The organism is Streptacidiphilus albus JL83 (genome assembly GCF_000744705.1).
Classification (GTDB): domain Bacteria; phylum Actinomycetota; class Actinomycetes; order Streptomycetales; family Streptomycetaceae; genus Streptacidiphilus; species Streptacidiphilus albus.
This window is the reverse complement of record NZ_JQML01000001.1, coordinates 887,786-911,514: the sequence shown is the minus strand read 5'-3', so window position 1 is coordinate 911,514 and position 23,729 is coordinate 887,786. Positions and strand designations below refer to the sequence as shown.

20 protein-coding genes are annotated in these 23,729 nt (G+C 73.3%); 14 read left to right on the top strand and 6 right to left on the bottom strand.

Translation table 11 applies throughout. The features are described from left to right. Positions 1-133: 133 nt before the first annotated feature. Positions 134-3,835, top strand: a complete 3,702-nt coding sequence (locus BS75_RS45990) for a SpoIIE family protein phosphatase (RefSeq protein WP_052069160.1) — start codon at positions 134-136, stop codon at positions 3,833-3,835. 23 nt (positions 3,836-3,858) lie between these two features. Here BS75_RS45990 and BS75_RS49115 read toward each other — a convergent pair whose 3' ends face one another. Continuing rightward, a complete protein-coding gene (locus BS75_RS49115; protein WP_034087215.1) occupies positions 3,859-4,128 on the bottom strand; it encodes a DUF5133 domain-containing protein in 270 nt (89 codons plus the stop codon). Between the two features lie 400 nt (positions 4,129-4,528). On the opposite strand from BS75_RS49115, the gene BS75_RS04090 reads away from it, so the two are divergent. The 3 genes from BS75_RS04090 to BS75_RS04080 all read left to right on the top strand — a co-directional run bounded on the left by BS75_RS04090 (position 4,529) and on the right by BS75_RS04080 (position 6,513). After that, positions 4,529-5,701: an AI-2E family transporter gene (locus BS75_RS04090; RefSeq protein WP_231607673.1), complete on the top strand. Its 1,173-nt coding sequence runs from the start codon at positions 4,529-4,531 to the stop codon at positions 5,699-5,701. A 184-nt stretch (positions 5,702-5,885) separates the two neighbouring features. Continuing rightward, complete coding sequence (locus tag BS75_RS04085) at positions 5,886-6,098, top strand: hypothetical protein (RefSeq protein ID WP_231607672.1); 213 nt, start codon at positions 5,886-5,888, stop codon at positions 6,096-6,098. Positions 6,099-6,168: 70 nt separating this feature from the next. Further along, positions 6,169-6,513 carry a VOC family protein gene (locus BS75_RS04080; RefSeq protein WP_034087214.1) on the top strand — a complete coding sequence of 115 codons (345 nt, stop codon included), beginning with the start codon at positions 6,169-6,171 and terminating at the stop codon, positions 6,511-6,513. A gap of 52 nt (positions 6,514-6,565) precedes the next feature. On the opposite strand, the gene BS75_RS04075 is transcribed toward BS75_RS04080, so the two are convergent. Beyond that, positions 6,566-7,456, bottom strand: a complete 891-nt coding sequence (locus BS75_RS04075; RefSeq protein ID WP_034087213.1) for a class I SAM-dependent methyltransferase — start codon at positions 7,454-7,456, stop codon at positions 6,566-6,568. Positions 7,457-7,503: 47 nt separating this feature from the next. On the opposite strand from BS75_RS04075, the gene BS75_RS04070 reads away from it, so the two are divergent. After that, positions 7,504-8,082 carry a helix-turn-helix domain-containing protein gene (locus tag BS75_RS04070; protein WP_034087212.1) on the top strand — a complete coding sequence of 193 codons (579 nt, stop codon included), beginning with the start codon at positions 7,504-7,506 and terminating at the stop codon, positions 8,080-8,082. 28 nt (positions 8,083-8,110) lie between these two features. On the opposite strand, the gene BS75_RS04065 is transcribed toward BS75_RS04070, so the two are convergent. Further along, on the bottom strand, positions 8,111-9,154 hold the full coding sequence (locus tag BS75_RS04065; RefSeq protein WP_034087211.1) for a methyltransferase domain-containing protein: 1,044 nt from the start codon (positions 9,152-9,154) through the stop codon (positions 8,111-8,113). A gap of 100 nt (positions 9,155-9,254) precedes the next feature. Next, positions 9,255-11,354, bottom strand: a complete 2,100-nt coding sequence (locus tag BS75_RS04060; RefSeq protein ID WP_034087210.1) for an ATP-binding SpoIIE family protein phosphatase — start codon at positions 11,352-11,354, stop codon at positions 9,255-9,257. Between the two features lie 161 nt (positions 11,355-11,515). Between BS75_RS04060 and BS75_RS04055 the strand changes: the two genes are divergently transcribed. After that, entirely contained in the window at positions 11,516-12,334 is an 819-nt protein-coding gene (locus tag BS75_RS04055) for an alpha/beta fold hydrolase (RefSeq protein WP_081982087.1), read from the top strand. Positions 12,335-12,450: 116 nt separating this feature from the next. Then, on the top strand, positions 12,451-13,035 hold the full coding sequence (locus BS75_RS04050) for a TetR/AcrR family transcriptional regulator (protein WP_034087209.1): 585 nt from the start codon (positions 12,451-12,453) through the stop codon (positions 13,033-13,035). A gap of 40 nt (positions 13,036-13,075) precedes the next feature. On the opposite strand, the gene BS75_RS04045 is transcribed toward BS75_RS04050, so the two are convergent. After that, a complete protein-coding gene (locus BS75_RS04045; protein WP_034087208.1) occupies positions 13,076-14,440 on the bottom strand; it encodes an FAD-dependent oxidoreductase in 1,365 nt (454 codons plus the stop codon). A gap of 329 nt (positions 14,441-14,769) precedes the next feature. On the opposite strand from BS75_RS04045, the gene BS75_RS04040 reads away from it, so the two are divergent. From BS75_RS04040 to BS75_RS04010, 7 genes are all read left to right on the top strand, one after another. Then, positions 14,770-15,912, top strand: a complete 1,143-nt coding sequence (locus BS75_RS04040; protein ID WP_034087207.1) for a C40 family peptidase — start codon at positions 14,770-14,772, stop codon at positions 15,910-15,912. Positions 15,913-16,194: 282 nt separating this feature from the next. Further along, positions 16,195-16,455 carry a hypothetical protein gene (locus BS75_RS04035; protein WP_034087206.1) on the top strand — a complete coding sequence of 87 codons (261 nt, stop codon included), beginning with the start codon at positions 16,195-16,197 and terminating at the stop codon, positions 16,453-16,455. A 79-nt stretch (positions 16,456-16,534) separates the two neighbouring features. Then, positions 16,535-17,398 (top strand): hypothetical protein, encoded by an 864-nt coding sequence (locus BS75_RS04030; RefSeq protein WP_034087205.1) that lies wholly within the window; start codon positions 16,535-16,537, stop codon positions 17,396-17,398. A 17-nt stretch (positions 17,399-17,415) separates the two neighbouring features. After that, positions 17,416-18,306, top strand: a complete 891-nt coding sequence (locus BS75_RS04025; protein WP_152645883.1) for a phytanoyl-CoA dioxygenase family protein — start codon at positions 17,416-17,418, stop codon at positions 18,304-18,306. Positions 18,307-18,511: 205 nt separating this feature from the next. Beyond that, positions 18,512-19,327, top strand: coding sequence for a methyltransferase (locus BS75_RS43890; RefSeq protein WP_052069158.1), 816 nt, complete (start codon positions 18,512-18,514; stop codon positions 19,325-19,327). Next, positions 19,324-20,823 (top strand): hypothetical protein, encoded by a 1,500-nt coding sequence (locus tag BS75_RS04015; protein WP_034087204.1) that lies wholly within the window; start codon positions 19,324-19,326, stop codon positions 20,821-20,823. Before BS75_RS43890 ends, BS75_RS04015 begins: the two co-directional genes overlap by 4 nt. Beyond that, the gene (locus BS75_RS04010) at positions 20,823-22,454 is read left to right on the top strand and encodes an asparagine synthetase B family protein (protein WP_034087203.1); all 1,632 of its coding nucleotides are present in this window, start codon (positions 20,823-20,825) and stop codon (positions 22,452-22,454) included. Before BS75_RS04015 ends, BS75_RS04010 begins: the two co-directional genes overlap by 1 nt. Here BS75_RS04010 and BS75_RS04005 read toward each other — a convergent pair. Next, positions 22,444-23,724 (bottom strand): phenylacetate--CoA ligase family protein, encoded by a 1,281-nt coding sequence (locus BS75_RS04005; protein ID WP_034087202.1) that lies wholly within the window; start codon positions 23,722-23,724, stop codon positions 22,444-22,446. The two genes, BS75_RS04010 and BS75_RS04005, sit on opposite strands and share 11 nt — an antisense overlap. Positions 23,725-23,729 lie beyond the last annotated feature (5 nt).

The window sequence follows — 23,729 nt, the reverse complement described above, 5'->3', positions numbered from 1 at the left end:
GCCACGGTAAGCCCGTCGGGGGCGGCCCTGCACCCGTGTGCGCCCTGGGCGGAACGGCAGTTCGGGCCGCGCCCGGCGCGGGAGGTGGGAAGATAGCAGGGAGGGGGGACGACCTCCGGGCGGATTCCTGACGATGCACAGTGACGGACCCAGGAGTGACACGGTCGTCGCCCGTGATCCGGGCGGCGACGCGGCACTGTCGCGCAGCCTGACGGTCATCCCGATCGCCACGGCGCTGATCGAGGACGACGGCCGCATCGTCCACTGGAGCGCCGACGCCGAGGCGCTGCTCGGCTACAGCTCGGCCGAGGCCGTGGGCGCGTTCGCCGCGCAGCTGCTGGTGGAGCCGGAGCAGCGGCCCGGGGTGCTGGCGCTGTTCCAGAGCATCCTGTCCGGGGAGGGGTGGTCCGGGGTGTTCCCGGTCCGACACCGGGACGGGCACGCGGTCGACCTGGAGTTCCGCACCCACCCCGTCCTGGGCGCCTCGGGCCGCCCGCTGGTGCTGGCCGTGGCCTCGGACGTGCGGGCCATCCGCGGGATCCAGTCGGACCTGGCCGTCCTGGACAGCTTCTTCACCCAGTCACCGGTCGGCATGGCGGTCTACGACCGGGAGTTGCGCTTCGTCCGGTTGAACGACGCGCTCGCCCGGATCAACGGCCTTCCGGCCGCGGCGCACCTGGGTCGCCGGGTCGACGAGGTGCTGCCCGGCGCGCGGGGCGCGGAGATCCAGGCGCGGCTGCGGCGGGTGCTGGAGACCGGCGAACCGGTGGTCGACGCCAGGACGGACGTCGGCGGGCAGGGCGGCCCGGGCAGCCCGGAGCAGGCCTGGTCGGCCTCGTACTTCCGGCTGGAGGAGCCGGCCGGACGGGTGCTCGGGGTCAGCTCCACGATCATCGAGGTCACCGCACGCTTCCAGGCCGAGTCCCGTGCCGCGCAGGCCAGGGAGCGGCTGGAGGTGCTGGTGGACGCGACCTCGCGGATCGGCACCACGCTCGACCTGGGCGAGACCGCCCAGGAGCTGGCCCAGGCCATGGTGCCCCGGGTCGCGGACCTGAGCTCGGTGTTCGTGCTGGAGCGGCCGGACGCCGAGCCGGAGCCGGGCCCGGTCCGGGCCCGGCGGCTCGCGCTCGTCTGCACCGACCCCGGCTTCCCGGTCGAGGACCTGCCGCTCGGCGAGGTCAACACGGTGCCGCCGGACTCGCCCTACGCCGAGGCGCTGGCCACCGGGCGGACCGTCGTGCTGCCCTCGGCCGAGGTGGAGCCGCTGGCCTCGCGGGAGGCGGCCGAGCGGGTCCGGACCTACCAGGGCGCCCGGGCCCGGGAGGTGCGGATCACCCCGCTGCTCGCCCGGGGGACGGCACTGGGCATGGTGGTCTACTCCCGGAGCGGCGAGCGCGAGGACTTCGAGCAGGGCGACATCACCCTCGGCGCCGAACTGGCCTCCCGGGCGGCGGCTGCCATCGACAACGCCCTGCTCTACACCCGCGAGCAGGCGACCGGCGCGGCCCGGCAGCAGGCCCTGGGCGCGGCCAACGCCGCCCGGGAGCGGCTGGCGCTGGTCAACGAGGCGTCCGCGCGGATCGGCACCACCCTCGACCTGCCGCGGACCGCGCTGGAGCTCGCCGAGGTGGCCACCCCCGAGTTCGCCGACACGGTCGTGGTCGAGGTGCTGGAGTCGCTGCTGGGCGGACAGGACGCGGCCGGACCGGCCGACCGGTCGGCGCTGCTGCGCCGGCTGGCCTTCCACACGGTCGAGGGCGCGGGGATGGTGCCGGTGGCCCCGGTCGGCGACGTCCACCGGTTCCATCCCAGCACGCCCTACGCCTGGTGCCTGGCGCACAACCGGACGCTGCTGATCTCCCCGGTGGACGAAGCGGCGATGGACTGGTTCCAGGACGACCCGCCGCGCCGCGCGGCCCTGCGGGACCAGGGCGTCCGCAGCCTGATGGTGGTGCCGCTGATCGCCCGCGGCGCGGCGGTCGGCGTGGCCACCTTCTACCGGACCGTGACCGACCGGCTCTACGACCAGGACGACCTGTTCCTGGCCGGTGAACTCGCCGCCCGCGCCGCCGTGGCGATCGACAACGCCCTCCTCTACACCCGGGAGCGGGACGCGGCCAGCGCCCGGCAGCAGGCGCTGGAGGAGGCCCGCACGGCGCAGGCGCGGCTGGCGCTGCTGAACGACGCGAGCACCCGGATCGGGACCACGCTGGACCTCAAGCGGACCGCCGAGGAGCTGGTCGAGGTGGTGATCCCGCGCTTCGCCGACTTCGTCACGGTCGACCTGCTGGAGACGGTCGTCCAGGGCGGCGAGGAGGAGGGCGACCAGGCGCCGATGCCGGACGACGGGGTGGTGCTGCTGCACGCGATCGCGGTCGGGGAGGCCAGCGAGGGCGGCATGGTCGGCGCGGCCGACCAGGTCGGCGGAGTCTCCAGCTCGGCCAAACTCTACGCCGAGAGCCTGCGCACCGGCCGCTCGATCCTGGTCGCGGAGGTGGACGAGGCGGCGCTGCACCGGATCGTCGCCCACCCCGACCGGGTCCAGCCGAGCCTGGAGGCCGGCGTCCACTCCTACCTGATGGTGCCGCTGCTGGCCCGGGGCACGGTGCTGGGCGGGGCCGAGTTCGTCCGGACCGGCAACCCGGAGCCGTTCACCGAGGCCGATGTCGCGCTCGCCGAGGAGCTGGCCGCCCGGGCGGCGGTCTGCTTCGACAACGCCCGGCTGTACCGCCGCGAGCGCGACACCGCGCTGACCCTCCAGCGCAGCCTGCTGCCGCAGGAGGTGCACCGCACGCCGGGGCTGGAGATCGCCTACCGCTACCTGCCGAGCAGCGTGGTCAGCGAGGTCGGCGGCGACTGGTTCGACGTGGTGCCGCTGTCCTGCGGCCGGGTCGCCCTGGTGGTCGGCGACGTGATGGGCCACGGCATCCGGGCCGCCGCCACCATGGGCCAACTCCGCACCGCGGCAAGGACGCTGATCACCATGGACCTCGCCCCGGACCGGCTGCTCCGCCGCCTGGACGAGACCGCCTCGGCCATCGGCAACGGGCAGTTCGTCACCTGCGTCTGCGCGGTGTTCGACCCGGTCGACCGCAGCTGCAGCCTCGCCAGCGCCGGTCACCTGCCGCCGCTGCTGGTGGATCCGAACGGCCGGACCAGGCGGTTGGAGCTGCCGGCCGGGGTGCCGCTGGGCGTCGGCGGGGTGCCCTTCGAGAGCGTGGAGCTGACCCTGCCGGAGGACGGCGTGCTCGTCCTCTACACCGACGGCCTGGTCGAGCGGCGCGGCCGGGACCTGGACGAGGGCCTGGACCTCCTCTCGCAGGTGGTGGCGGTGCGCCGCCGCTCGCTGGAGGAGCGCTGCGACGCGGCACTCGACGCGCTCTCGGCCGGCGAGAGCGAGGACGACATCGCGGTGATCATGGCCCGGGTGCTGCCGGGTCGGCAGGACTGGATCGCCACCCTGCCGCTCTCCGAGGAGCTGGCCATGGTCGGCAAGGCCCGCCGCTTCACCCGCGACGTGCTGGCCGACTGGGGCCTGTCGGCGCTCCGCGACTACGCCGAACTGCTGGTCAGCGAGCTGGTCAGCAACGCTCTGCTGCACGCGGGCACCCCCGGCCAGCTGCGGATCTTCCGCGACCGGGTGCTCACCCTGGAGGTGACCGACACCGACGGCCACGCGCCCCGGCTGCGCCGGGCCTCCGTGGCCGAGGAGGGCGGCCGGGGGATGTACCTGGTGAACGAGCTGGCCCACCGCTGGGGCAGCCGGAGCACGCCCGAGGGCAAGGTGGTCTGGCTGGAGCTGGAACTCCCCCTCGGCAGCGCCGTCGAGGCGTGACGGCGCTGCTCGGCGACGGAGCGTCAGGCCGCGTCGGCGGCGCCCGGACCGGCCGGTTCCGGGGCCTGGGCCGGCGCGGCCGCGCCGGTATCCGGGTGCGCGGCGAGCAGGTCGCGGGCCCGGGCCAGCGCCAGCCGCGGGTCGCGGACGCCGACCCAGACGCACAGGGTGTAGCGGAGGTCGTCGAGTCGCCGCAGCGACCCGGGACCCGCGCCTCCGTCCTCGATGCCATGCTCCACGGCGTCCAACTCGGTGACCAGGCGGCGCAGCTCGACAAAATTGATCAACGGCATGATCGGGCCTCCCGACGCGGGCAGGGTGTGTGCCCCGCACGGCGGCTGCCGGGGCGGCGGCCGTGCGGGGCGGCGGCAGTGCGGTACCGGGCACGTGCAGTACGGGGCGGTGCGGCTGAGCGTGTTACGGCTGAGCGCGGTGCGGTGCGGTACTTGGCGGCAGCCGTCCGGCATCCGCGCGAGGGGCGCACATCGTCGCGGGCCGTCGGTTGCCTGACGGATGTCTACCCCGAAAGCGGCCCCGTCTAGCGGCGAATGCGCCCCGGCGTGCGCCGGGTGCGAACGTCCGGCGCGGACCACGAGTGGAACTGGCGCCCATTCGGCGTAAGGGACCCGCTACCGTCTCTGGTGGCAACCCGCGCCATGACGTCTCGTCACCCTGTTCCCGAGGAGCCCGCAAGTGACCGAGCCCGACCACGAGCCGGACGTCGTGCGCCTGCCGGCCCCCGCTTCCCCCGCTTCCCCCGCTTCCCCCAAGGCCCCGGCCGTCCCGGCTGCCCCCACTGCCCCTGCCGCCCCCGCCGCCCCGGCCGGGCTGCCGGTGGTCGGCCGGGTCGGGCGGTCGTGGTTCTCCATCGGCTTCCAGCTCAGCCTCGGGGCGGTACTGGCCTACCTGGTGGTCCAGTCCGTCGAGCAGGTCGCCGACATCGTGATGCTCACCCTGCTGGCGCTGGTGATCGCGATCAGCGTCGACCCCTTCGTCGGTCTGCTGACCCGGGTGGGGGTGCGCCGCAGCTGGGCGGTCGGCATCGTCCTGCTCGGCCTGGCCCTCGGCGTCGCCGCGCTGTCGATGCTGTTCGTCACCCCGGTCACCAACGAGATCGGCGCGCTGACCCGCAGCGTCCCGGTCTGGCTCCAGGACCTGCAGAACCATCAGTCCACCCTGGGCAAGCTGGAGCTCAAGTACCACATCGTCGAGAAGGCGAAGCAGGAGCTGGGCTCCGGGGCCGGCAGCCTGGTGAACGGGATCATGGGCGCCGGGCAGTTCCTGCTGACCACGGTCACCGGGGTCTTCCTGGTCGTCACGCTGACCGTGTACTTCCTGGCCGGACTGCCCACGCTGAAGGACTTCTGCCTGCGCTTCGTGGCCGGGAGCCGGCGCGCGCACGTCGCGGAGCTGACCGACGAGATCCTGCTGCGCACCGGTCGCTACATGCTCGCCAACCTCGCCACCTCGGTGATAGCCGGGGTCGCCACCTTCGTCTGGCTGGAGATCTTCGGCGTCCCCTACCCGGCGGCGCTGGGGGTGTTCGTCGGGGTGCTGGACCTGGTCCCGCTGGTCGGGTCCACCATCGGCGGAATCGTGGTCTCCCTGGTCGCCCTGGTGGTCTCCTGGCCGGTGGCGGTCGCCACCGCCGCCTTCTACACGGCGTTCCGGATGGCCGAGGACTACCTGATCACGCCCAAGGCGATGAAGTACGCGGTGGAGATCCACCCGCTGGTGACCATCCTGGGAGTGGTCGTCGGCGGGGACCTGCTCGGCCTGATAGGCGCGCTGCTGGCGATCCCGATCGCGGTCGCGGTCGGGCTGGTCCTGGACGACGCGGTCTTCCCCCGCATCGCCGAACGCTGACCGCCGCCGAACGCTGACCGCCGCCGACCGTTGCCCTCCCTCCGCCGTCCGCCGGCGCGGGCGTAGGCCGCCCGGGGTAATCGGCGCGCGCCCCGGCGTGCCCGACCGGCCAGGGGGGTACCCGACAGCCGGGTCACCGTGTCCGTGAGGGCACGACACGACACGACGGAGAGAGGGCGACGCCGTGGTCTACTACGAGATGCGGGCCGAGTACGCGGACGGGGGCTCCCGGGGCCGGATCGTCCAGTGGCACATGATCCGCGACAACGGCACCCACGCCCTGTGCGGGGCGGAGCTGAGCCCCGACGCCGAGAAGCAGTCCGACCTGGCCTGGGGTCACACCCGGGAGAAGTTCTGCCACACCTGCGGAGCCCTCTACCTGCGCCAGGTGCCGTAGTGCCGGGCGCCCTAGTGCCGGTCGGCCCAGTGTCGGTCGGCCAAGTGTCGGCCACGGGAGGAACATCGTCATGATCAACGGCGCCCATGTCATCATCCACAGCCAGGACGCCGAGGCCGACCGGGCCTTCCTCGGCAACGTGCTCGGCTTCCCCTCGGTCGACGCCGGCCACGGCTGGCTGATCTTCCAGCTGCCGCCGGCCGAGGTCGCGGTCCACCCCACCCAGGGCATTCCCCGGCACGAGCTGTACCTGATGTGCGACGACATCGAGGCGACGCTGGTGCGGGTCGCGTCGGCGGGGCTCGCGGTGGCCCCGATCAGCGAGGAGCGTTGGGGGAGGGTGTCCGTGATCACCCTCCCCAGCGGCGCGGAGCAGCCGATCTACCAGCCGATGCACCCGATCGCCCACGGCTGACCGCGCGCCCTGCGCCCCCCCGCGCGCCCCGCACCGCCGCCGGTGCCCCGGGCTACGGTCGGCGGGCCGCCCAGACGGTCCGGCGGGTGCGGACGCCGAGGTCGGTGCGGCGCAGGATGCTGTCGGGGCCGTCCTCGGCGAGGAGCGCGTCCAGCACGGCGAGGTCCTCGGCGTCCAGTCGGTCGGCCAGGCCGGTGCGGAAGCGGCGGATGGTGGCCTGGGCGTAGCGCCCGGCGGCCTCGGGCAGCGGGGCGGACAGGTCGATGCTGAAGTCGCGTCGCTCCTCGATGGTGAAGCCGGCCCGGACCAGGTTGCCGGTCCAGTCGGCCCCCAGGTGCGGCACCTCCTCGTGGTGGTGGTCGGCCATCGCCGCGTGGCAGCGCTCCTCCAGCCCCGGCCGGCCGAGGCCGAGGTCCTGCGGCAGGAAGCGCGGGAAGGAGTCCAGTTCGAGCAGGGCCAGCAGCCCGCCGGGCCGCACCGCCGCGAAGACCTCGTCCAGGACCCGGTCGGGGTCCCCCATGTGGTGCAGCGAGTTGGCCGCCCAGACCAGGTCCAGCGCGCCGAGCCCCGGCCAGGCGTGGTCCAGGTCGGCCCGGAGCGGGCGGATCCGCTCGGCCAGGCCGAGGGCGGCGGCTTTGTCCGCGAGGCGGTCCAGCAGTTCGGGGGAGAGGTCCAGCGCGGTGACCTCGCCCCCGGGGAAGCGCCGGGCCAGCGCAAGCGCGCCGGTGCCGGTGCCGGTGCCGAGGTCGAGGATCCTGGGGTGGGACGGGTCCTTCACCAGCCCGTGCACCCAGTCGACGACCTCGGTCAGGTAGGCGTGCAGCACCTCGGCGTCGAGGTCCAGCATCTCCGCCAGTGGCGCGGCGTCGTCGGACTCGCCGTGGCCGTGCTGGTGCCGGCCGGGCTGGTGCTCGTGGTCATGGTCGTTCCGGTGTTCGTCCATGCCCCGACCATAACCGCCTCTTGCGCCAATGACATACACTCTTGCGCATGACGCAAGACGGTGAACTCGACAGCCTGGTCCGCAAGCGGATCCGGGGACTCCGCACGGCCCGGGGCTGGTCCCTGGACGAGCTCGCCGCCCGCTGCTACCTCAGCCCCTCCACCCTGAGCCGGATCGAGACCGGCCACCGCCGGATCGCCCTGGACCAGCTGGCCCCGATCGCCCGAGCGCTGGGAAGCACGATCGACCAGCTGGTGGAGCCCGTGGGCGACGAGGACGTGGTGATCCGGCCGCACCATGACACGGTGCGCGGGAGGACCACCTGGATCCTCAGCAACGGCTCCGGGCCGCAGGGCGTCTCGGTCGCCAAGTTCCGCCTCACCAGCGAGGAACTTCCGCGCACCGCGGACGAGTTGCGCATCCACCCGGGCCGCGACTGGTTCACCGTGCTGTCCGGGGTGGTGGCCCTGCGGCTCGGCGAGCGGACCGTCCTGGTGGAGGCCGGCGAGGCCGCCGAGTTCTCGACGATGATCCCGCACGCCTTCGTCGCCCACGGCGGCCCGGCCGAGTTCCTGTGCATCTTCGACCACGACGGCGACCGCAGCCACCTCCACCCCACCCCCTGACCCGCCCACGCCCTGAGGCGTGCCGCCGTCAGGCTGCTGTCGGGACCTCGGCGGTGGTGATGTGGAGCGTGACCGAGGCGAAGACCGGCTGGTGCGCCAGGTGGTCGAGCAGGCTGCGCCCCTGCGCCGCGGTGAGGTAGCCGGCGGTCACGGCGCGCTCGGTGTTGCGCTGGAGCCCCAGGACCTGGTCGGCCGCGGTGAGATCGCGGAAGACGGTGGGCACCGGGGTGACCGTCGGCACGGTGAACCCGGCGGCCGCGGCCAGTCGGGGCAGCTGCCGGCCGATGGCCCCGTTGCGGACGATCCGGTCGGTGAGGTGCCGGGTGTAGCCGCGCACCACGGCGAGGTCGGGGTGGTCGATGGAGAGTGACTCCCAGTCGGGCTCGGCCATCACCAGTCGCGCGCCCGGACGCAGCACCCGGTAGGCCTCGGCCAGCGCCCGCGCCGGGTCCTCGACGTGCTGGAGCACCCGGTCGGTGCGCGCGCCGTCGACGCTGCCGTCGGCCAGCGGCAGGCTGTGCAGATCGCCCAGTACCACCTCCACCTGGGGCAGGTGCCCGGTCCGGGCGCGTGCCCGGTCCACCGCCGTCCCGTCGTGGTCGATGCCGAGGACCCGGCCGTAGGGGCCGACGGCCCCGGCCAGCGGGCCCAGGTCGATGCCGGGGCCGCAGCCCAGGTCCAGCACGGTGCCACCGGACCCGAGGGCGAGCATCCCGAGCATCGACGCCTTGTACGAGCGGACGGTGTCGGTGGCGGCGAGCCGGTCCTGGTAGGCGGTCCGGTCCGGCACGGTCGCCTCGAACATCCGCCCGGCGAACTCTGCAACGGACCGTACCTCCCGCTCCAGCAGCGCCCGCCCGGCGGTGGTGAGTTGCAGCGGGCGCTGCCGCCCCTGGACGTCCAGGTACTCGACCAACTCCTTGTCCCGCAGCCGGACGAGTGCTCCGGAGAGGCTGCCCCGGCCGAGCCGGCTGCCGGTCAGCCGCTCGATCGCGGTGTTGACGGCATACCCGTGCAACGGCCCCTCGGCGAGGGTGCAGAGCACCAGCATCTGGGCGTCATTGGTGCGCATGGGACTGGTTCCTGACGTCGCTCCGGACCACGGCACAATGACACGCGCCGCGTGCTATTGGTCCACAGTATGCACCCGGTGCGGAGGGAGTGGGCTCGGCTCAGCCCAGTTTCTGTTCGGTCCAGATGGTCTTGCCGGTGGGGGTGTGCCGGGTGCCCCAGCTGGTGGTGAGCTGGGCGACCAGGAGCAGGCCCCGGCCGCCCTCGTCCAGGATCCGGGCGCGGCGCAGGTGCGGCGAGGTGGGGTTGCCGTCGGAGACCTCGCAGATCAGCGAGCGGTCGTGGATCAGGCGCAGCTGGATCGGCTCGGCGCCGTAGCGGATCGCGTTGGTGACCAGCTCGCTGACGACGAGTTCGGTGACGAAGCCGGCCTCCGACAGCCCCCAGGCGTCGAGCTGGGCCAGGGTCAGCCGGCGGGCCTGGGCGACGCCCGCGAAGTCGGGGGCGAGGTCCCAGGCCCGGACGTGGTCGGCGTCCAGGGCTCGGGTGCGGGCCAGCACCAGCGCGACGTCGTCGGTGGGGTGGGCCGGCAGCAGCTCGGCGAGGACCCGGTCGCACTCCGTCTCCAGCGAGGGGTCGCGGGCCGCGGCCGGTGCGGCCAGGGTCGCCCGGAGCCGGGCGATGCCGAGGTCGGGGTCGTGGTCGATGGTCCCGACCAGCCCGTCCGAGTAGAGGGCGACCAGCGAGCCCTCGGGCAGCTGCAGCTCGGTGGCCTCGAACGGCAGTCCGCCGACGCCGAGCACCGGTCCGGCGGTCAGCGCGAGGACGCTGGTGCTGCCGTCAGGCATGACCAGCACCGGGGGCGGGTGGCCGGCGCTGGCGGCGGTCAGGTTCCGCGAGACCGGGTCGTAGACGGCGTAGAGGCAGGTCGCGCCGGTCTCGCCGCTCCGGGGGCGGGCAGCGGCGCCGCTCTCCTCCTCGCCGCGCTCGTCCTCGCTGCCGAGCCGCAGCACCAGGTCGTCCAGGTGGGCCAGCAGCTCGTCCGGCGGCAGGTCGACGTCGGCCAGGGTCTGCACCGCCGTCCGCAGTTTGCCCATGGTCGCGGCGGCGTGGATGCCGTGGCCGACCACGTCGCCCACCACCAGCGCGACCCGGGCGCCGGAGAGCGGGATGACGTCGAACCAGTCCCCGCCGATGCCGGCCAGCGAGTCGGTCGGCAGGTAGCGGCTGGCGACCTCCACCGCCGACTGCCGGGAGGGGCCGCGCGGCAGCAGGCTCTCCTGCAGGGTCAGCGCGGCGGAGCGCTCGCGGGTGTAGCGGCGGGCGTTGTCCACGCAGACGGCCGCGCGGCTGGCGAGCTCCTTGGCCAGGGTGAAGTCGTCCTCGGTGAACGGGTCGGGCCGGGTGCGCAGCATCACCGCGACACCGAGGGTGGTGCCGCGCGCGATCAGCGGGACCGCGATCAGCGAGGTGACCGTCCAGCCGCGCATCCGCTGCGCCCGCGCGGGCTCGTCCGCGATCCACCGGTCGAAGTCCGGGTCGCCGCTGGCGCTGACCACCGCCAGCCCGGACCGGAGCGCCTTGGCGGGCGGGGAGAACGGCGGATGGGTGGTGGCGCTGCCCACGCCGACGACCGCCTCCGGGGTGCCCGGGACGGTCGACAGGTGTGCCATCCGGCAGAGCACGACCGGCGACTGCGGCGGCCCGTTCTCCGGTTCCTCGCCGCGCAGCACCGGCTCCAGCAGGTCGATGCTGGCGAAGTCGGCGAACCTGGGGACGACCAGCCGGGCCAGTTCCTCGGCGGTGCGGCCGAGGTCCAGCGTGGTCCCGATCGAGACGGCCGCCTCGTCCAGCACGGCCAGCCGCTGCCGGGCCCAGTGCTGCTCGCTGCTGTCGAACGAGGCCGTCCCGATCGCGCAGACCCGGCCGGCCTCGTCCCGGATCGGCCAGATCTCCAGGTTCCAGGCGTGCTCGCGCTCCTCGGCGGGTGCGCGGGCGAAGACCTCGTAGCGCAGCGGCCGGCCGTGCTCGGCCACGCTGCGCAGCGCCTCCAGCATCCCGCGGGCGTCCTCCTCCGATGCGCCGAACGGGAAGGCGTGGCCCCGCAGGGCCGCCTCGTCGGCGCCCATCGCCACGCCTGCGGCCTCGTTCAGCCGCAGGTAGCGCTGCTCCGTGTCGAAGACCGACAGCGGGATCGAGGACTGCCGGAACGCCCAGTCCATTAGCGCGCGCTCCTCCTCGCTCCCGGTCTCCGGCTCCATGGGTTCAGCCTGACTCCGCGCCCGCAGGCCGACAACTCGGCGCGCGGACCCCTGTCGTGAGAGTGCACTTGCATGAGTCGTGCGAGCGAACTACTCTCATGAGAGACGCCTCGCATGGAGCGGGTCGACTCCAGCCATACTCCGAGCAGAGGGACCACATCATGACCACCGCAACCGCCCGCCCGGCCCGGACCATCGAGCTCGGCGAAGGCCTGAGCATCACCGTCGACGAGCAGGGGGACGGCACGGCCGGGACCGCCGTCCTGCTGCTGCACGGCGGGGCCGGCCCGCGCTCCATGGCCGGACTGGCCGGCGCGCTGTCCGAGCACGCCCGGGTGCTCACCCCGACCCACCCCGGCTTCGACGGCCGGCCCCGGCCGGAGTGGTGCGACTCCGTCGCCGACCTGGCGGTGGCCTACCTCGACCTGCTCGACGCGCTCGACCTCACCGGGGTCATGGTCGTCGGCAGCTCGATAGGCGGCTGGATCGCCGCCGAGATGGCGCTGCGCGACACCCGGGGCCGGATCGGCTGCCTGACCCTGCTCAACGCGGTCGGCATCCGGGTCGGCCGCGCGGACGAGATCCTCGACACCCGGGGCGTCGCACCGGCGGAGCTGAGCAAGCTGTCCTTCGCCAACGCCGCCTTCCGCCCCGACTTCGCCTCGTTCAGCGACGAGCAGCGGGCCGGGATGGCCGCCAACCAGCAGGCCCTGGCGATGTACGCGGGCCCGGCCTGGAGCCACGACCCCAAGCTGCGGCGCCGGCTGCGCCGGGTCACCGTTCCGGTGCTGGTGGTCTGGGGCGAGCAGGACGGCGTCGCCCCGCTGGAGTACGGCCGCGCCTACGCGGACTCCTTCCCGCAGGGGCACTTCGTGCCGGTCGCCGAGGCCGGGCACTTCCCGCACATCGAGCAGCCGGGCCGCACCCTCGGGGCCATCGGCGACTTCGTCGACACGGTGGTGCGGCCGTCCCTGGCGTGACCGGGCCGGGGTGCCCGCCGGGCACTCCAGGAGGCTCTCGTTTTATGATGCAAGCCACCTCTCGTCATGGAGGTGGACTTGCTGCCCCGTCGGTCGATCGAAAGAAGGGTGGACCCATGACCTCGCCGACCACAGCCGGCCGTGCCAATCAGAAGCTGCGCACCCGCAGCGCGATCGTGCAGGCCGCCGCCGACCTGGCCGGCACCGGCCGCGAGGTCGGCATGCCCGAGATCGCCCGGGCCGCGCTGGTCTCCGAGGCCACCGCCTACCGCTACTTCCCGGACCTGGTCAGCCTGTTGCGGGAGGCCATCGCCGGGCAGCTGCCCACGCCGGAGCAGGCGCTGGCACCGGTCGAGCACTCCGAGGACCCGGTGGAGCGGGTGGCCGCCGCGACCGAGTTCCTGCTGCGCCATGTGCTCGCCCGGCAGGGCGTGGTCCGCGCCATGATCGCGGGCACCGTCGCCCGGCCCGCGCAGGGCAGCCGCCCGGGGCTGCGCTTCGGCCTGATCGAGCATGCGCTGGCGCCGCTGGCCGGGACGGGCCGACGGGAGGAACTGGAGCAGTTGAAGCGCGGACTGGCCGTCGTGGTCAGCGCCGAGGCGCTGTTCAACCTGACCGATCTCTACGGGCTCGAAGCCGAGCAGGCCATCGCCAGCCTGGTCGGCACCGCGACCACCCTCACCCGGGCCGCGCTGCGCTGAGCCCGGGCGGGGGCTCAGCGCAGCGCGGTGCGGTCGCTGGTCAGGCGCCGCTGGCGCGGAGCATGGACTCGCGCTCGACGACCTTGATCCGCTCGCGGCCCTCGGCCTCGCCCAGCGCCCGCTCGTGGGCGTCGAGCCGGTGCCAGCCGTCCCAGGTGGTGTAGCGGACGCCGCGCTGCTCCAGGAAGGCGGTCACCGCCTCCGGCTCCGGCAGCTCGGCGCCGGGGAGCCGGCCGTTGGCGTGGTCGTCGAGGAGGCAGGCGACGGTCTCGTTGGCGTCGCCCTTGGTGTGGCCGATCAGGCCGACCGGGCCGCGCTTGATCCAGCCGGTGACGTAGACCGCGGTCTGGTGGCTGTCGTCGGCGGCCAGCACCCGGCCCGCCCGGTTGGGGACGGTGCCGGAGGCCGGGTCGAAGGGCAGCTTGGGCAGCTCGTCGGAGTAGTAGCCGACCGCCCGGTAGACGGCCTGGACGTCCCAGTCGGTGACGTTGCCGGTGCCGCGGACGTTGCCGGTGCCGTCCAGCTCGGTGCGCTCGGTGCGCAGCCCGACCACGCGGCCGTCCGCGCCGACGATCTCCTGCGGGGACTCGAAGAAGTGCAGGAAGAGCTTGTGCGGGCGGTCGCCGACGTCGCGGATGGCCCAGTTCTCCAGGGTGGAGGCGACCATGTCGGCCTGCTTGTTGCCGCGCCGGGTGGAGATCGACCCCTCGTCGTAGTCGATGTCCTCGGGGTTGACGATCACCTCGATGGTGGGCGAGTGGTCCAGCTCGCGCAGCTCCATCGGGCTGAACTTGGCCTGCGCCGGGCCGCGCCGACCGAAGACGTGCACCTCGACGGCCTTGTTCTGCGCCAGGCCGGCGTGGACGTTGGCCGGGATGTCGGTGGGCAGCAGCTCGTCGGCGGTCTTGGCCAGGATCCGGGCCACGTCCAGGGCCACGTTGCCGACCCCGAGCACGGCGACCTTCTCGGCCTCCAGCGGCCAGGTGCGCGGCACGTCCGGGTGGCCGTCGTACCAGGAGACGAAGTCGGCGGCGCCGTAGGAGCCGTCGAGTTCGCTGCCGGGTATGTCCAGGGCCCGGTCGGCCATCGCGCCGGTGGAGAAGACCACGGCGTCGTAGAAGGAGTGCAGCTCGTCCAGGGTGATGTCGGCCGGGTAGTCCACATTGCCGAAGAGCCGCAGCTGGGGCTTGTCGAGCACCTGGTGCAGCGCGGTCACGATGCCCTTGATCCGCGGGTGGTCGGGCGCCACGCCGTAGCGGATCAGTCCGAACGGTGCGGGCATCCGCTCGAACAGGTCGATCGACACCCCCGGTTCCTGGGCGGCGTCGGACTTCATCAGCGCGTCGGCGGCGTAGATGCCGGCGGGACCGGCACCGACGATGGCAACACGGATGGGACGAGGCATACGAGACGATCCTCCAGGCAACGCGGACAGGACGGTGCGTGACAGACCCGCCCACCGGCAGCCGAGCAGGAACGTCTGCATCCGGAGCATATGGCACCAGGTGAGGTAACCCTTCGGATGCCCACGATTCGGTACCGGTCCGTCCGCCGACGCGGGCCCGATCCGGTTCCGATTCGTTCCCGAGCGGTGCCGCCGGTAGGCCGATCGCGGCACGCCCGGAATTCCCCGGCGGGCCTGCGCGGAGATGTCGGTCGTACACGACAGGATGGGCCGGTAAAGCAGCTCGTCCTTCGGCGGAGCGGTCCGCCCGGTCCGGCAGGGAGTTTTCCATGGGAGGCACTCGACTCCGGGGACCCGTCGCCGGTGCGATCGCGGTGGTGTGCGCCGCCGCCTTCGCGGTGGCGACGGCTCCGGCGCAGCCGGCGCGGGCCGTGCCGGCCGCCGGTTGCGGGGTGCTCGCCGACGGCGCCTCGGCCACTGCCCAGGCGGCGGTCGAGGCCGCCTGCGCGCAGATCGGCGTCTGGTACACCTGGGGCGGCGGGCACGGGGCGGTGCCGGGGGAGACCCTGGGCTACTACGACGGGCACGATCCGGCCAGCCGGAACGACGGCAGCCGTGAGGGCTTCGACTGCTCGGGGCTGGTGCGGTACGCGTACTACCGGGCGACGGGCCGGGACATCCTCGACGGCACCGCGTCCGACGACCACCGCAGCCCGCTCGGCGTGGCCCGGTTCTCGGCGGGGCAGGGCACGGCGCCGCTGCTGCCGGGCGACCTGCTGTTCTGGCAGAGCGGCGGCTACGTGCACCATGTGGCGATGTACCTCGGGGCCGGCCGGATGGTCGAGGCCTACGAGTCGGGCACCCGTGTCCGGGCGACCCCGGTGCGGCTGTACGACGGGTACGCCGGAGCCGTCCGGCTGGCCGGCTCGCCGGGCAACCCGACCCCGCCGCCCGCCGACGGGGGCGCGGTCTTCCAGACCTGGGGCACCGATGTGCGGACCCATACCGCGCCCAGCACCGGCGCCCCGGCGGTGGACCGCTTCGCCGGACCGACGCAGGTCGGCGTGGTCTGCCAGGAGCACGCCCAGCGGGTGACCGCCGGCGGCTACACCAACGACGCCTGGTCGAAGCTGTCCGACGGCAGCTGGATGACCAACATCTACCTCAAGGGCCCCGCCTGGCTGGTGGGGGTCCCCGACTGCGGGGGCACGCCGCCGCCCGGCGGCGCCGGCACCCGGTTCGACACCTGGGGCACCGATGTGCGGACGCATGCCGCACCCAGCGTCGACGCCCCGGCGCGGGACCTCTTTCCGCGTCCCACCCGGGTCTCCGTGGTCTGCCAGGAGCACGCCCAGCGGGTGACCGCCGGCGGCTACACCAACGACGCCTGGTCGAAGCTGTCCGACGGCAGCTGGATGACCAACATCTACCTCAGGGGCCCCGCCTGGCTCGCCGGTGTGCCCACCTGCTGAGGGACCGCGCGACGGCGGGATGTCCCGAGGAAGCGGGCCGTTCGGGGTCGGGCGGGGCATCGTGAGCGCCGGGCCGCGCGGCCCGGCGCCGACGCCGGGGCTCTGACCAGCGCGTTGATTTCCCGTTTACGGACGATAGACGAGCAGTGGCCAGGCTGGTGGCTGCAAGCGGACGGCGAGTCCGCACGGAGTCCGGGGCGGGCGTCGGTACCGCGCCCGACCTGCTCCGAAGCGCTGTCGGCGCCGTCGAACAAGGCAGTAAACGACCAGGAGGAAATCTCTATGAAGTCGTCCAGCACCCTTAGTTTCGAGCTGTCGCAGGAGCAGGAGGACACGCTGGCAGCCATCGCCACCGTGGTCCCCGAGGACATGGAGCAGTTCGAGAAGTCCTACCGCGCGTGGAACGCGCACTTCACCGAGCCCGGCGAGTTCGAGGGCTCCTACCGTGCGTGGAACGCGCACTTCACCGAGCCGAGCGAGTTCGAGGCGTCCTACCGTGCGTGGAACGCGCACTTCGTGGAGCCCGGTCAGGCGTCGCTGTAGGCCTTGAGGTCCGGGGCGGCCGTTCGCGGCCGCCCCGGACCACTCCCTCACGCCCCACTACGCTGCAGGGACGCGGACAATGACGAACAGCATCGAGACCTCCGCCAGCGATCGCGATGTGCTCTCACGGAGCGCCGTGCGCGACTACGTGAAGCACGTCTGCCCGGAAAACTACGTCGACCAGCTGCTGGAAGTGGCCCGGGAATACACCGACCACGAACTCCCGCACTACACCGACGCGCTGACCGCCGCCTTCCACGACGTGCAGCCGGTGTTCACCCGGCCGCGGTACGCCGAGTTCTTCTGGCACTGCGCCACCACCGTCCCCGGCTACGCCGCCCGCGTCACCCTGGCCAACGGCCCGGCGGAGAGCGAGGGTTCGGAGAAGCTGTTCACGCTGTGGCAGGGCGTCCAGCACGACGACTCGGCCGCCGAGCAGGTCCTCCAGCACGCCAGGGACGAGTCCGCCCACTCGCGGCTCTTCGTCCGGCTGACCGAGGCGGCGTTCCCCGAGTTCCTGCCGCCCGGCGCGGGAGCGCAACTGGCCGGCGCCATGCCGGACATCCGCAACCGGCCGCTGGTCAAGACGCCCGCCCCGGTTCCGCACGAGCACCTGATCGACCATCTGGTGCAGATGAACATCGGCGAGATCCGCACCCGGCTGCACATGCACCTGTTCGCCCCGATCATCCACGGATTCGCGCCCGAGGAGGGCAAGCCGACCTCGCGCCGCATTCTGGAGAGCCTGGTCGGGGACGAGGTGCGGCACATCGGCTACACCGCCCTGCTGATGGAGCAGTGGTCCACCGAGGGCGCGGGCGACCGGATCCGGGCGCTCTACCAGAACCGGCTCCACATCTTCAACGAGCTCACGGTCGAGCAGACCGAAGGCGCCGTGCGCAGCTACGGCCGCGGAGAATTTCCCGACCTTCTCGAAATCTAGGGGAGCGCCCAGTGACCATGTCGGCCGACCTTCGCGATACCGCCCCCACCGATCCCGCCCCGACCGATACCGCCTCCTACGTCGCCCGGATCCGCGAGCACGGATGGTGCGTGGTGCCCGGGGTCATTCCCGAGTCCGAGATCCCCGTGGTGCACGACCTGATCCTCGCCGAGGAGCAGGCCCAGGCCCGGGCGCGCGGCGCATCGTGGACCCGGACCAGCAACGGCAGCACCGACACCACCCGCTACGACCGGGTCTCCAAGGCCGCCGCCATCGTCGCGCGACTGGGCGCGCACGCCTCGTTCATCGCCGAGGAGCGGGTGTTCGGGGTCGTCCAGGGGCTGCTCGGCAACTACGTGCGGGTGTCCAGCGACTTCGGCATCGTGACCTTCCCCGGTGCCGAGCGCGGCTTCTGGCACTGCGACTGGCCCTACAACCAGACGATCGCGGCGCACGTCCCGCAGCCCTACGGGGACATGATGATGCACCTCTCGGCGCTGTACATGGTGACCGACTTCACCGAGGAGAACGGCGGCACGCTCGTCGTCCCGGGCAGCCACCGCCGTCCGGGCAACCCGACGGGCGAGAACGACGAGCTGGCCGCGGCCTCGCAGCCGGGCGAGCTGCAGATCACCGGTCGGCGCGGCAGCGCCATCCTCTTCGACGCCCGGCTCTGGCACGCGGTGGCGCCCAACGACTCCGGGCAGACCCGGGTCGCGCTGGCCGTCAGGTACGCGCCGTGGTGGCTGAACCTGGAGGTCCGGCGGCCGGGCTCGGTCGACGCCCGGCTGGTGGAGGAGCTGACGGAGGGGCGGGGCAACAGCGCCCCGCTGCTGACCCGGGCCCAGTTCGAGGCGCTGCCCGAACTGCTCCGGCCGATGTACGAGAACTGGGTGGAGCAGCCGTGACGCCGTCGAACACACTCCGGAGCGCCCCGGTCGTCGCCGACGACGCGCTGCTGCTCGAACTGCGGCACGGACGCCATGTCCTGCCGGTGACGCAACTGGCCATGGACCTGGGCCTGTTCGAGCTGCTCGTGGAGCGACCGGCCGGCGCCGCCGAGATCGCCGCCCGGCTGGGCGTCACCCCCGCGCCGCCGAGGCGGTACTGGCCGTGGCGGCGGCGCTGGGGCTGCTGGCGGCGGACGCCGACGGCGGCTTCGCGCTCACCGAGGTCGCGGCCACCTACCTGCTGCGCTCGGGCGAGTTCTACCGGGGACGCTTCCTCCACCCGGACGATCCCGCGCTGACCGCGCTGCGCCGGGCGTCGAGCCAGGAGGACGCGGCGATCACGCCGTTGGCCGGCGACGTGGCGCTGCTCCCCGACGAGGAGGTCCGCGACTTCACCGAGCGGATGGCGGCCTTCGCCCGGCCCGCCGCCGGGGCGCTGGCCGCGCATCCGGCGCTGGCCGGGGCCCGGCGGTTCCTCGACGTCGCGGGCGGCTCGGGATCGCTGGCGATCGCCGTCGCCCGCGCCCACCCCGGCCTGGCGTGCGCGGTCCTGGACCGCGGACCGGTGTGCCGGCTGGGGGAGGAGCGGATCGCCGCCGCCGGGCTCGGCGACCGGGTCCGCACGGTCGACCTGGACATGCTGGGCGACCGGCCCTGGCCCGGGGAGCAGGACGCGGTGCTGTTCGCCAGCGTCTGGCACAACTGGGACCCGGCCACCTGCGCGGAGCTGGCCCGCCGCGCCTACGCCGCGCTGCGGCCGGGCGGCACGGTGCTCGTCCACGAACTGCCGCTGGACGAGCGGAAGGACGGCCCGCTCGCGGCGGCCTGCCTGTCGGTCACCATGCTGCTCAGCCACCGGGGCAAGCAGTACACCCGGAGCGAGCTGGCGGCCTTGCTGACCGCGGCCGGCTTCGAGGACGTCGGCGCCGACCAGGCCTTCGGCCTCTACGCCGTCGTCTCGGGGCGCCGACCGCGGTGACCGTCATCAGACTGCTCGCCCTGGCACTGCTGGCCCATGAACTGCTCTACCTCACCCGGGACGGCGAGGAGTACCTGAAACGCTGCTTCGTCCCGACCCTGGGACTGCGGCTCGGCTCGCGCGTGCACTACGCCCTGCACCTGGTGTTCATGGCGGCCTGCGGCTGGACGGCGGTCCAGCCGGACGCCGTCGCGGCGCACCTGGCGGTCTTCGTGCTGCTGCTCCTGGTGATCGCGAGCTATTCGCTCCGGGTCTCCAACCACCTGGTGCTCAGCGCCTTCTTCCTGGCCGCCGCCCTGGCGGCGGACGGGGTGCGGCTGGCCGGGGGCAGCGCGGCGGAGAGCCGGGCGCTGCTGCTGGTCGGCGTCCAGTGGCTGATGATCGCCACCTACCTGCTGGCGTTCACCCACAAGCTCAACCGGAGCTTCCTGAGCCTCGACGGCTACGCCGGCAACTTCGCCGCCTTCATGTGCTGGGACCGGGGCCTGGAGGCGCCGTACCTGGTCGACCTGGTGCGGCGCTACGCGGTGGTCAGCACGCTGGTGTACGAGCTGGGCATCCCGGTCCTGCTGATCGTGCCGCAGACCCGCAATGTCGGCGTGCTCGCCGGGATCGCCTTCCACTTCGGGCTCGCCCTGCTCGGCATCGTGAACTTCTCCGCCGTCATGTACGCGGGCCTGGCGGCGTTCCTGCTCGACGCGCAGAGCTCGACCTGGCCCTGGCCGCACTCCGTCCCGCTCTTCGCGGCCGCCGGCGCGGTCGCCTGCGCGATGGTGTGGCTGATCACCCCGCGCCGGGCCAACTGGCAGCTCCCGTACCGGCGCCGGGGACCGGCCTGGGTCATCCAGAGCTGCTTCGGGGTGCTCACCGCGTGGTTCGTACTGGAGCTGGCCCAGACCCTGGCCGGCCCCTCCGCCTGGCGTCCCGAAGCGCCGGACCCGGGCCGCTACTGGCCGGCCGCCGCCGTCCTGCTGGTGCTCTACACCGGCAACGGGCTGGCCCCCTACCTCGGCCTCAAGACCGAGTTCAGCATGACCATGTTCAGCAATCTGCACTGCAAGGACTGGAACCACCTGGTGTTCCCGGCGCCCTGGCACCGCTCGAACCAGGCCCGGTACCTGACCGTGGAGCGGATCGAGGGGCTGCCGGACGCGGACGGGATCGACGCCGCGGACGGCGCCGCCGAACTCGCGCTCACCGTGCTCTCCCACCCGCAGGACTACGAGTACCGCCCGTACTTCTTCTTCGAGGCACTGGAGCGGGTCGGCCGGGCGGCCCGGCAGCCGCCCGAGGTGACGGTCGCGCTGCGCTTCGGCGGGCGCGGCTACACGGTGACGGCGAGCGGGCGCTGCTCCGCCGCCTCGCTGCGCCCCGAGGGCTTCCCCCGCTGGCGGCGGCTCAACCTGTTCCCCTTCGTGCTTCCGGTGAGCGCGTCCGCGCCGCACTCCGAGCAGGGCTCGGTGCTTTCGTCCGACCGTGAGAGGCAGCTGTTCTGATGGACGACCATCTGTGCCGGTGGACCGGCGACGACCGCGCCCCGACCTGGGGCGGGCGGACCGCCCCGGTGAGCCTGGGCCCCTACACCCTCGCCTTCGCGGGCAGCCTGCTGCGCCCGGTGGGCCGCCCCGGCCGGACCGACGGCGGGACGCTGCTCGCCATCCTCGCCGAGCACGGGCTGCCCGGGCTGGCGTCCGCCGACGGCCTGTTCGTCTTCGCCCTGTGGGACGACCGGCGCAAGCGGCTGACCCTGGGCCGGGACCGGCTCGGCCTGAGGACCGGCTACTGGTCGCAGGAGGGGCAGGGCATCGGCTTCGCCACCCGGATGATGGACCTGGCCGACAGCGGCAGTCGGCGGCTGAACCGGTCGGCGGCGATGGACTTCCTGGTCAACGGCTTCACCGACCAGGACCAGGACACCCTGATCGAGGGGGTCCACCAGCTGCCGCCGGGCTCCGTGCTAGAGCTGGACGCGGGCGGCCTGCGCCCCGGTGCGGCCGCTGCCGCCGTCCGTCCGTGGTGCCGGCTCCCCGAGCCGGGCACGCTGGACATCGGTGCGGCGGAGGCGGCCGACGAGTTCCGGGAGCGGCTGCGCGAGGCGGTCCGGACCGCCGCGGCGGCGCCGGACACCGCGCTGCTGCTCTCCGGGGGGATCGACAGCTCCACCATCGCGGCGTTCACCCCGGTCCCCTCCTACAAGGCGTGCTTCGGCCTGCCCGAGCACGACCAGCTGGAGATCGTCGCCGAGGTGGCGGCCCGCCGGCAGGCGCCGCACCACCGGGTCGAGGTCACCGGTGAGGATCTGCTGGGCCGCCGGGAGGAACTGCTCGGCGCCCTGGAGGTCCCCTACGAGCGCTCCATCGCGGCCGCGCACTGGGCCGCCTGCGAGGCGATGGCCGCCCACGGGGTGCGGGTGACGCTGGACGGCGTGGGCTCCGACGAACTGCTCGGCGGCTACGTCCCCTGGCGCCCCTCGTTCGAACCGCTCGCGGCGGGCCGAGCGGTGCCCGGGCTGCCGTTCCTCAGCACCTCCCACCCGGCCGAGCTCTTCGCGCCGGGGCGGGACCTGTCGTCCGAGCTGGGCTGGCTGGCGGAGGAGGCCCGGCCCGCCGGGCTCGACGCCATGCGGGACGACCGCTTCCCGGAGATCCGGTCCTTCGGTGAACTCTGCCGGCACCACCTGCGCTACGGCGCCCTGCCGATCCTGCTGCGCTACAACCGGGAGATCGGCGCGGCCTTCGGCCAGGAGGCCCGGTCGCCCTTCCTGGACCAGCGGCTGGTCGAGCTGGCGATGGGGCTCGGCAGTGCCCACAAGCTGGTCGACGGGCGCACCAAGTACGTGCTGCGGCTGGCGGCCCAGGGGCTGGTGCCGGAGCCGCTGCTGCGGCCGGCCGAGAAGAGGAGCTACTCCAGCGTGGAGCTGACCTGGCTGCTCGGCTCGCTGGACCGGCTCCGGGAGGAGGCCGACCACGCCGCCGCCGAGTGGCCCGGCCTGTTGGACGCGGCCGGGCTCGCCGCCACGGCACTCGACGGCGGCGCATCCGACCGGCCGACCAAGACCGAGGTGCTCCGGCTGTGGCGGGTCAGCTGCTTCGCGGCCTGGGCCCGCCACTTCGATGTCAAGGGCTAGCCGGGGCGCCGACCGCCGCACCCCGGGGCGACCGGCCCAGCGGGACGAAATGAATCGGCTTGTCGATCGGCTGGTCGATCTCGTCGACCCAGGTCGTCTCGATCCTGATATGGCCGCCGAGCAGTCGGTCGATACGGGCGAGGAGCCCTCGGAACTCCTCCTCCCCGAAGAAACGCGACCGCACCGCCGACAGGCTGATGAGGTCGAATTCCTCCTGCCGGAAACGGTAGTCGTCGAACAGCGGCGGCCCCGGCGTGCGGTGCACCGCGACATTGAGCCGGTAGGCGCTGACCGTCATTCCGCCGGCGAACACGATCTTTTCCCTGGTCTTGCCGCCGATGCCCTGGACGACGGGTCCGTTCCAGTCGCAGCCGCATTCCTGGTCGACGGCGAATTCCCCGGTGTCGCCGATCCGGTAGCGGATGAACGGCATGATCGAGTTGTCCAGCGCCGTCCAGACCAGGTGCCCCGGTTCCCCCGGCGCCGTCGGCCGGTCGTCGTCGTCGAGGATCTCCAGGTAGTTGTGGTGCGCCAGGACGTGCTCCCGGCCCTGCGGGCACTCGAAGACGGCGCCGCCGAGCTCGGTGGCGCCGTACATGTCCACCACCGGGCAGCCGACGAAGGTGCTCAGATAGGCCCGCTCCTCCGGGGTCGACGCCGCCCCCGCAGAGCCGGCCACCACCAGGTTCAGCCCGGCCAGCCCATGGCCGTACTGCTCGACCAGCTTGCGCCAGCGGCGCGGGCCGAGCAGGGCGACCTGCGGCCCGATCTCCCGGAGCCGGTCGTACAGCTGGCTGACGCTGTTGCTCCGCGCGATGAAGTGGACCTGGCAGCCGTCCTGCTCGGGAAGCGCCCGGTCGACCTCGGAGAGGCAGGAGGCGGTGAAGGGCACCGAGCCGCCGTAGGCCAGCTGCATCAGGTGGAAGGAGGCGATGTAGAAGTCCCGGCTGGCATACAGCTTGAGCGGCTCCCCGCTGGTCCCCGAGGTGTACGCGGGCTTCGGCAGCCCGGCCGCGAGCGCGGCCGCGCTGACGAACGTCCCGGTGTCCCGGCCCTGCACCGTGGAGCGGTCCGCCACCGGCAGCTTCGCCAGGTCGGAAATCCCCCGGAAGTCGTCCGGGGTGAGCCCCTGCGCGGCCAGGTGTTCGCGGTAGAACGGAATGGTGGAGAATGTGTTCCTGACCCGGTGGGAGAAGAGCTCGTCGATGAACCGGTGGTATTCGGCGGAATCGCCTGTGAATTTACCGTGGAGGTGTTGACTGCTGAACATGGGCC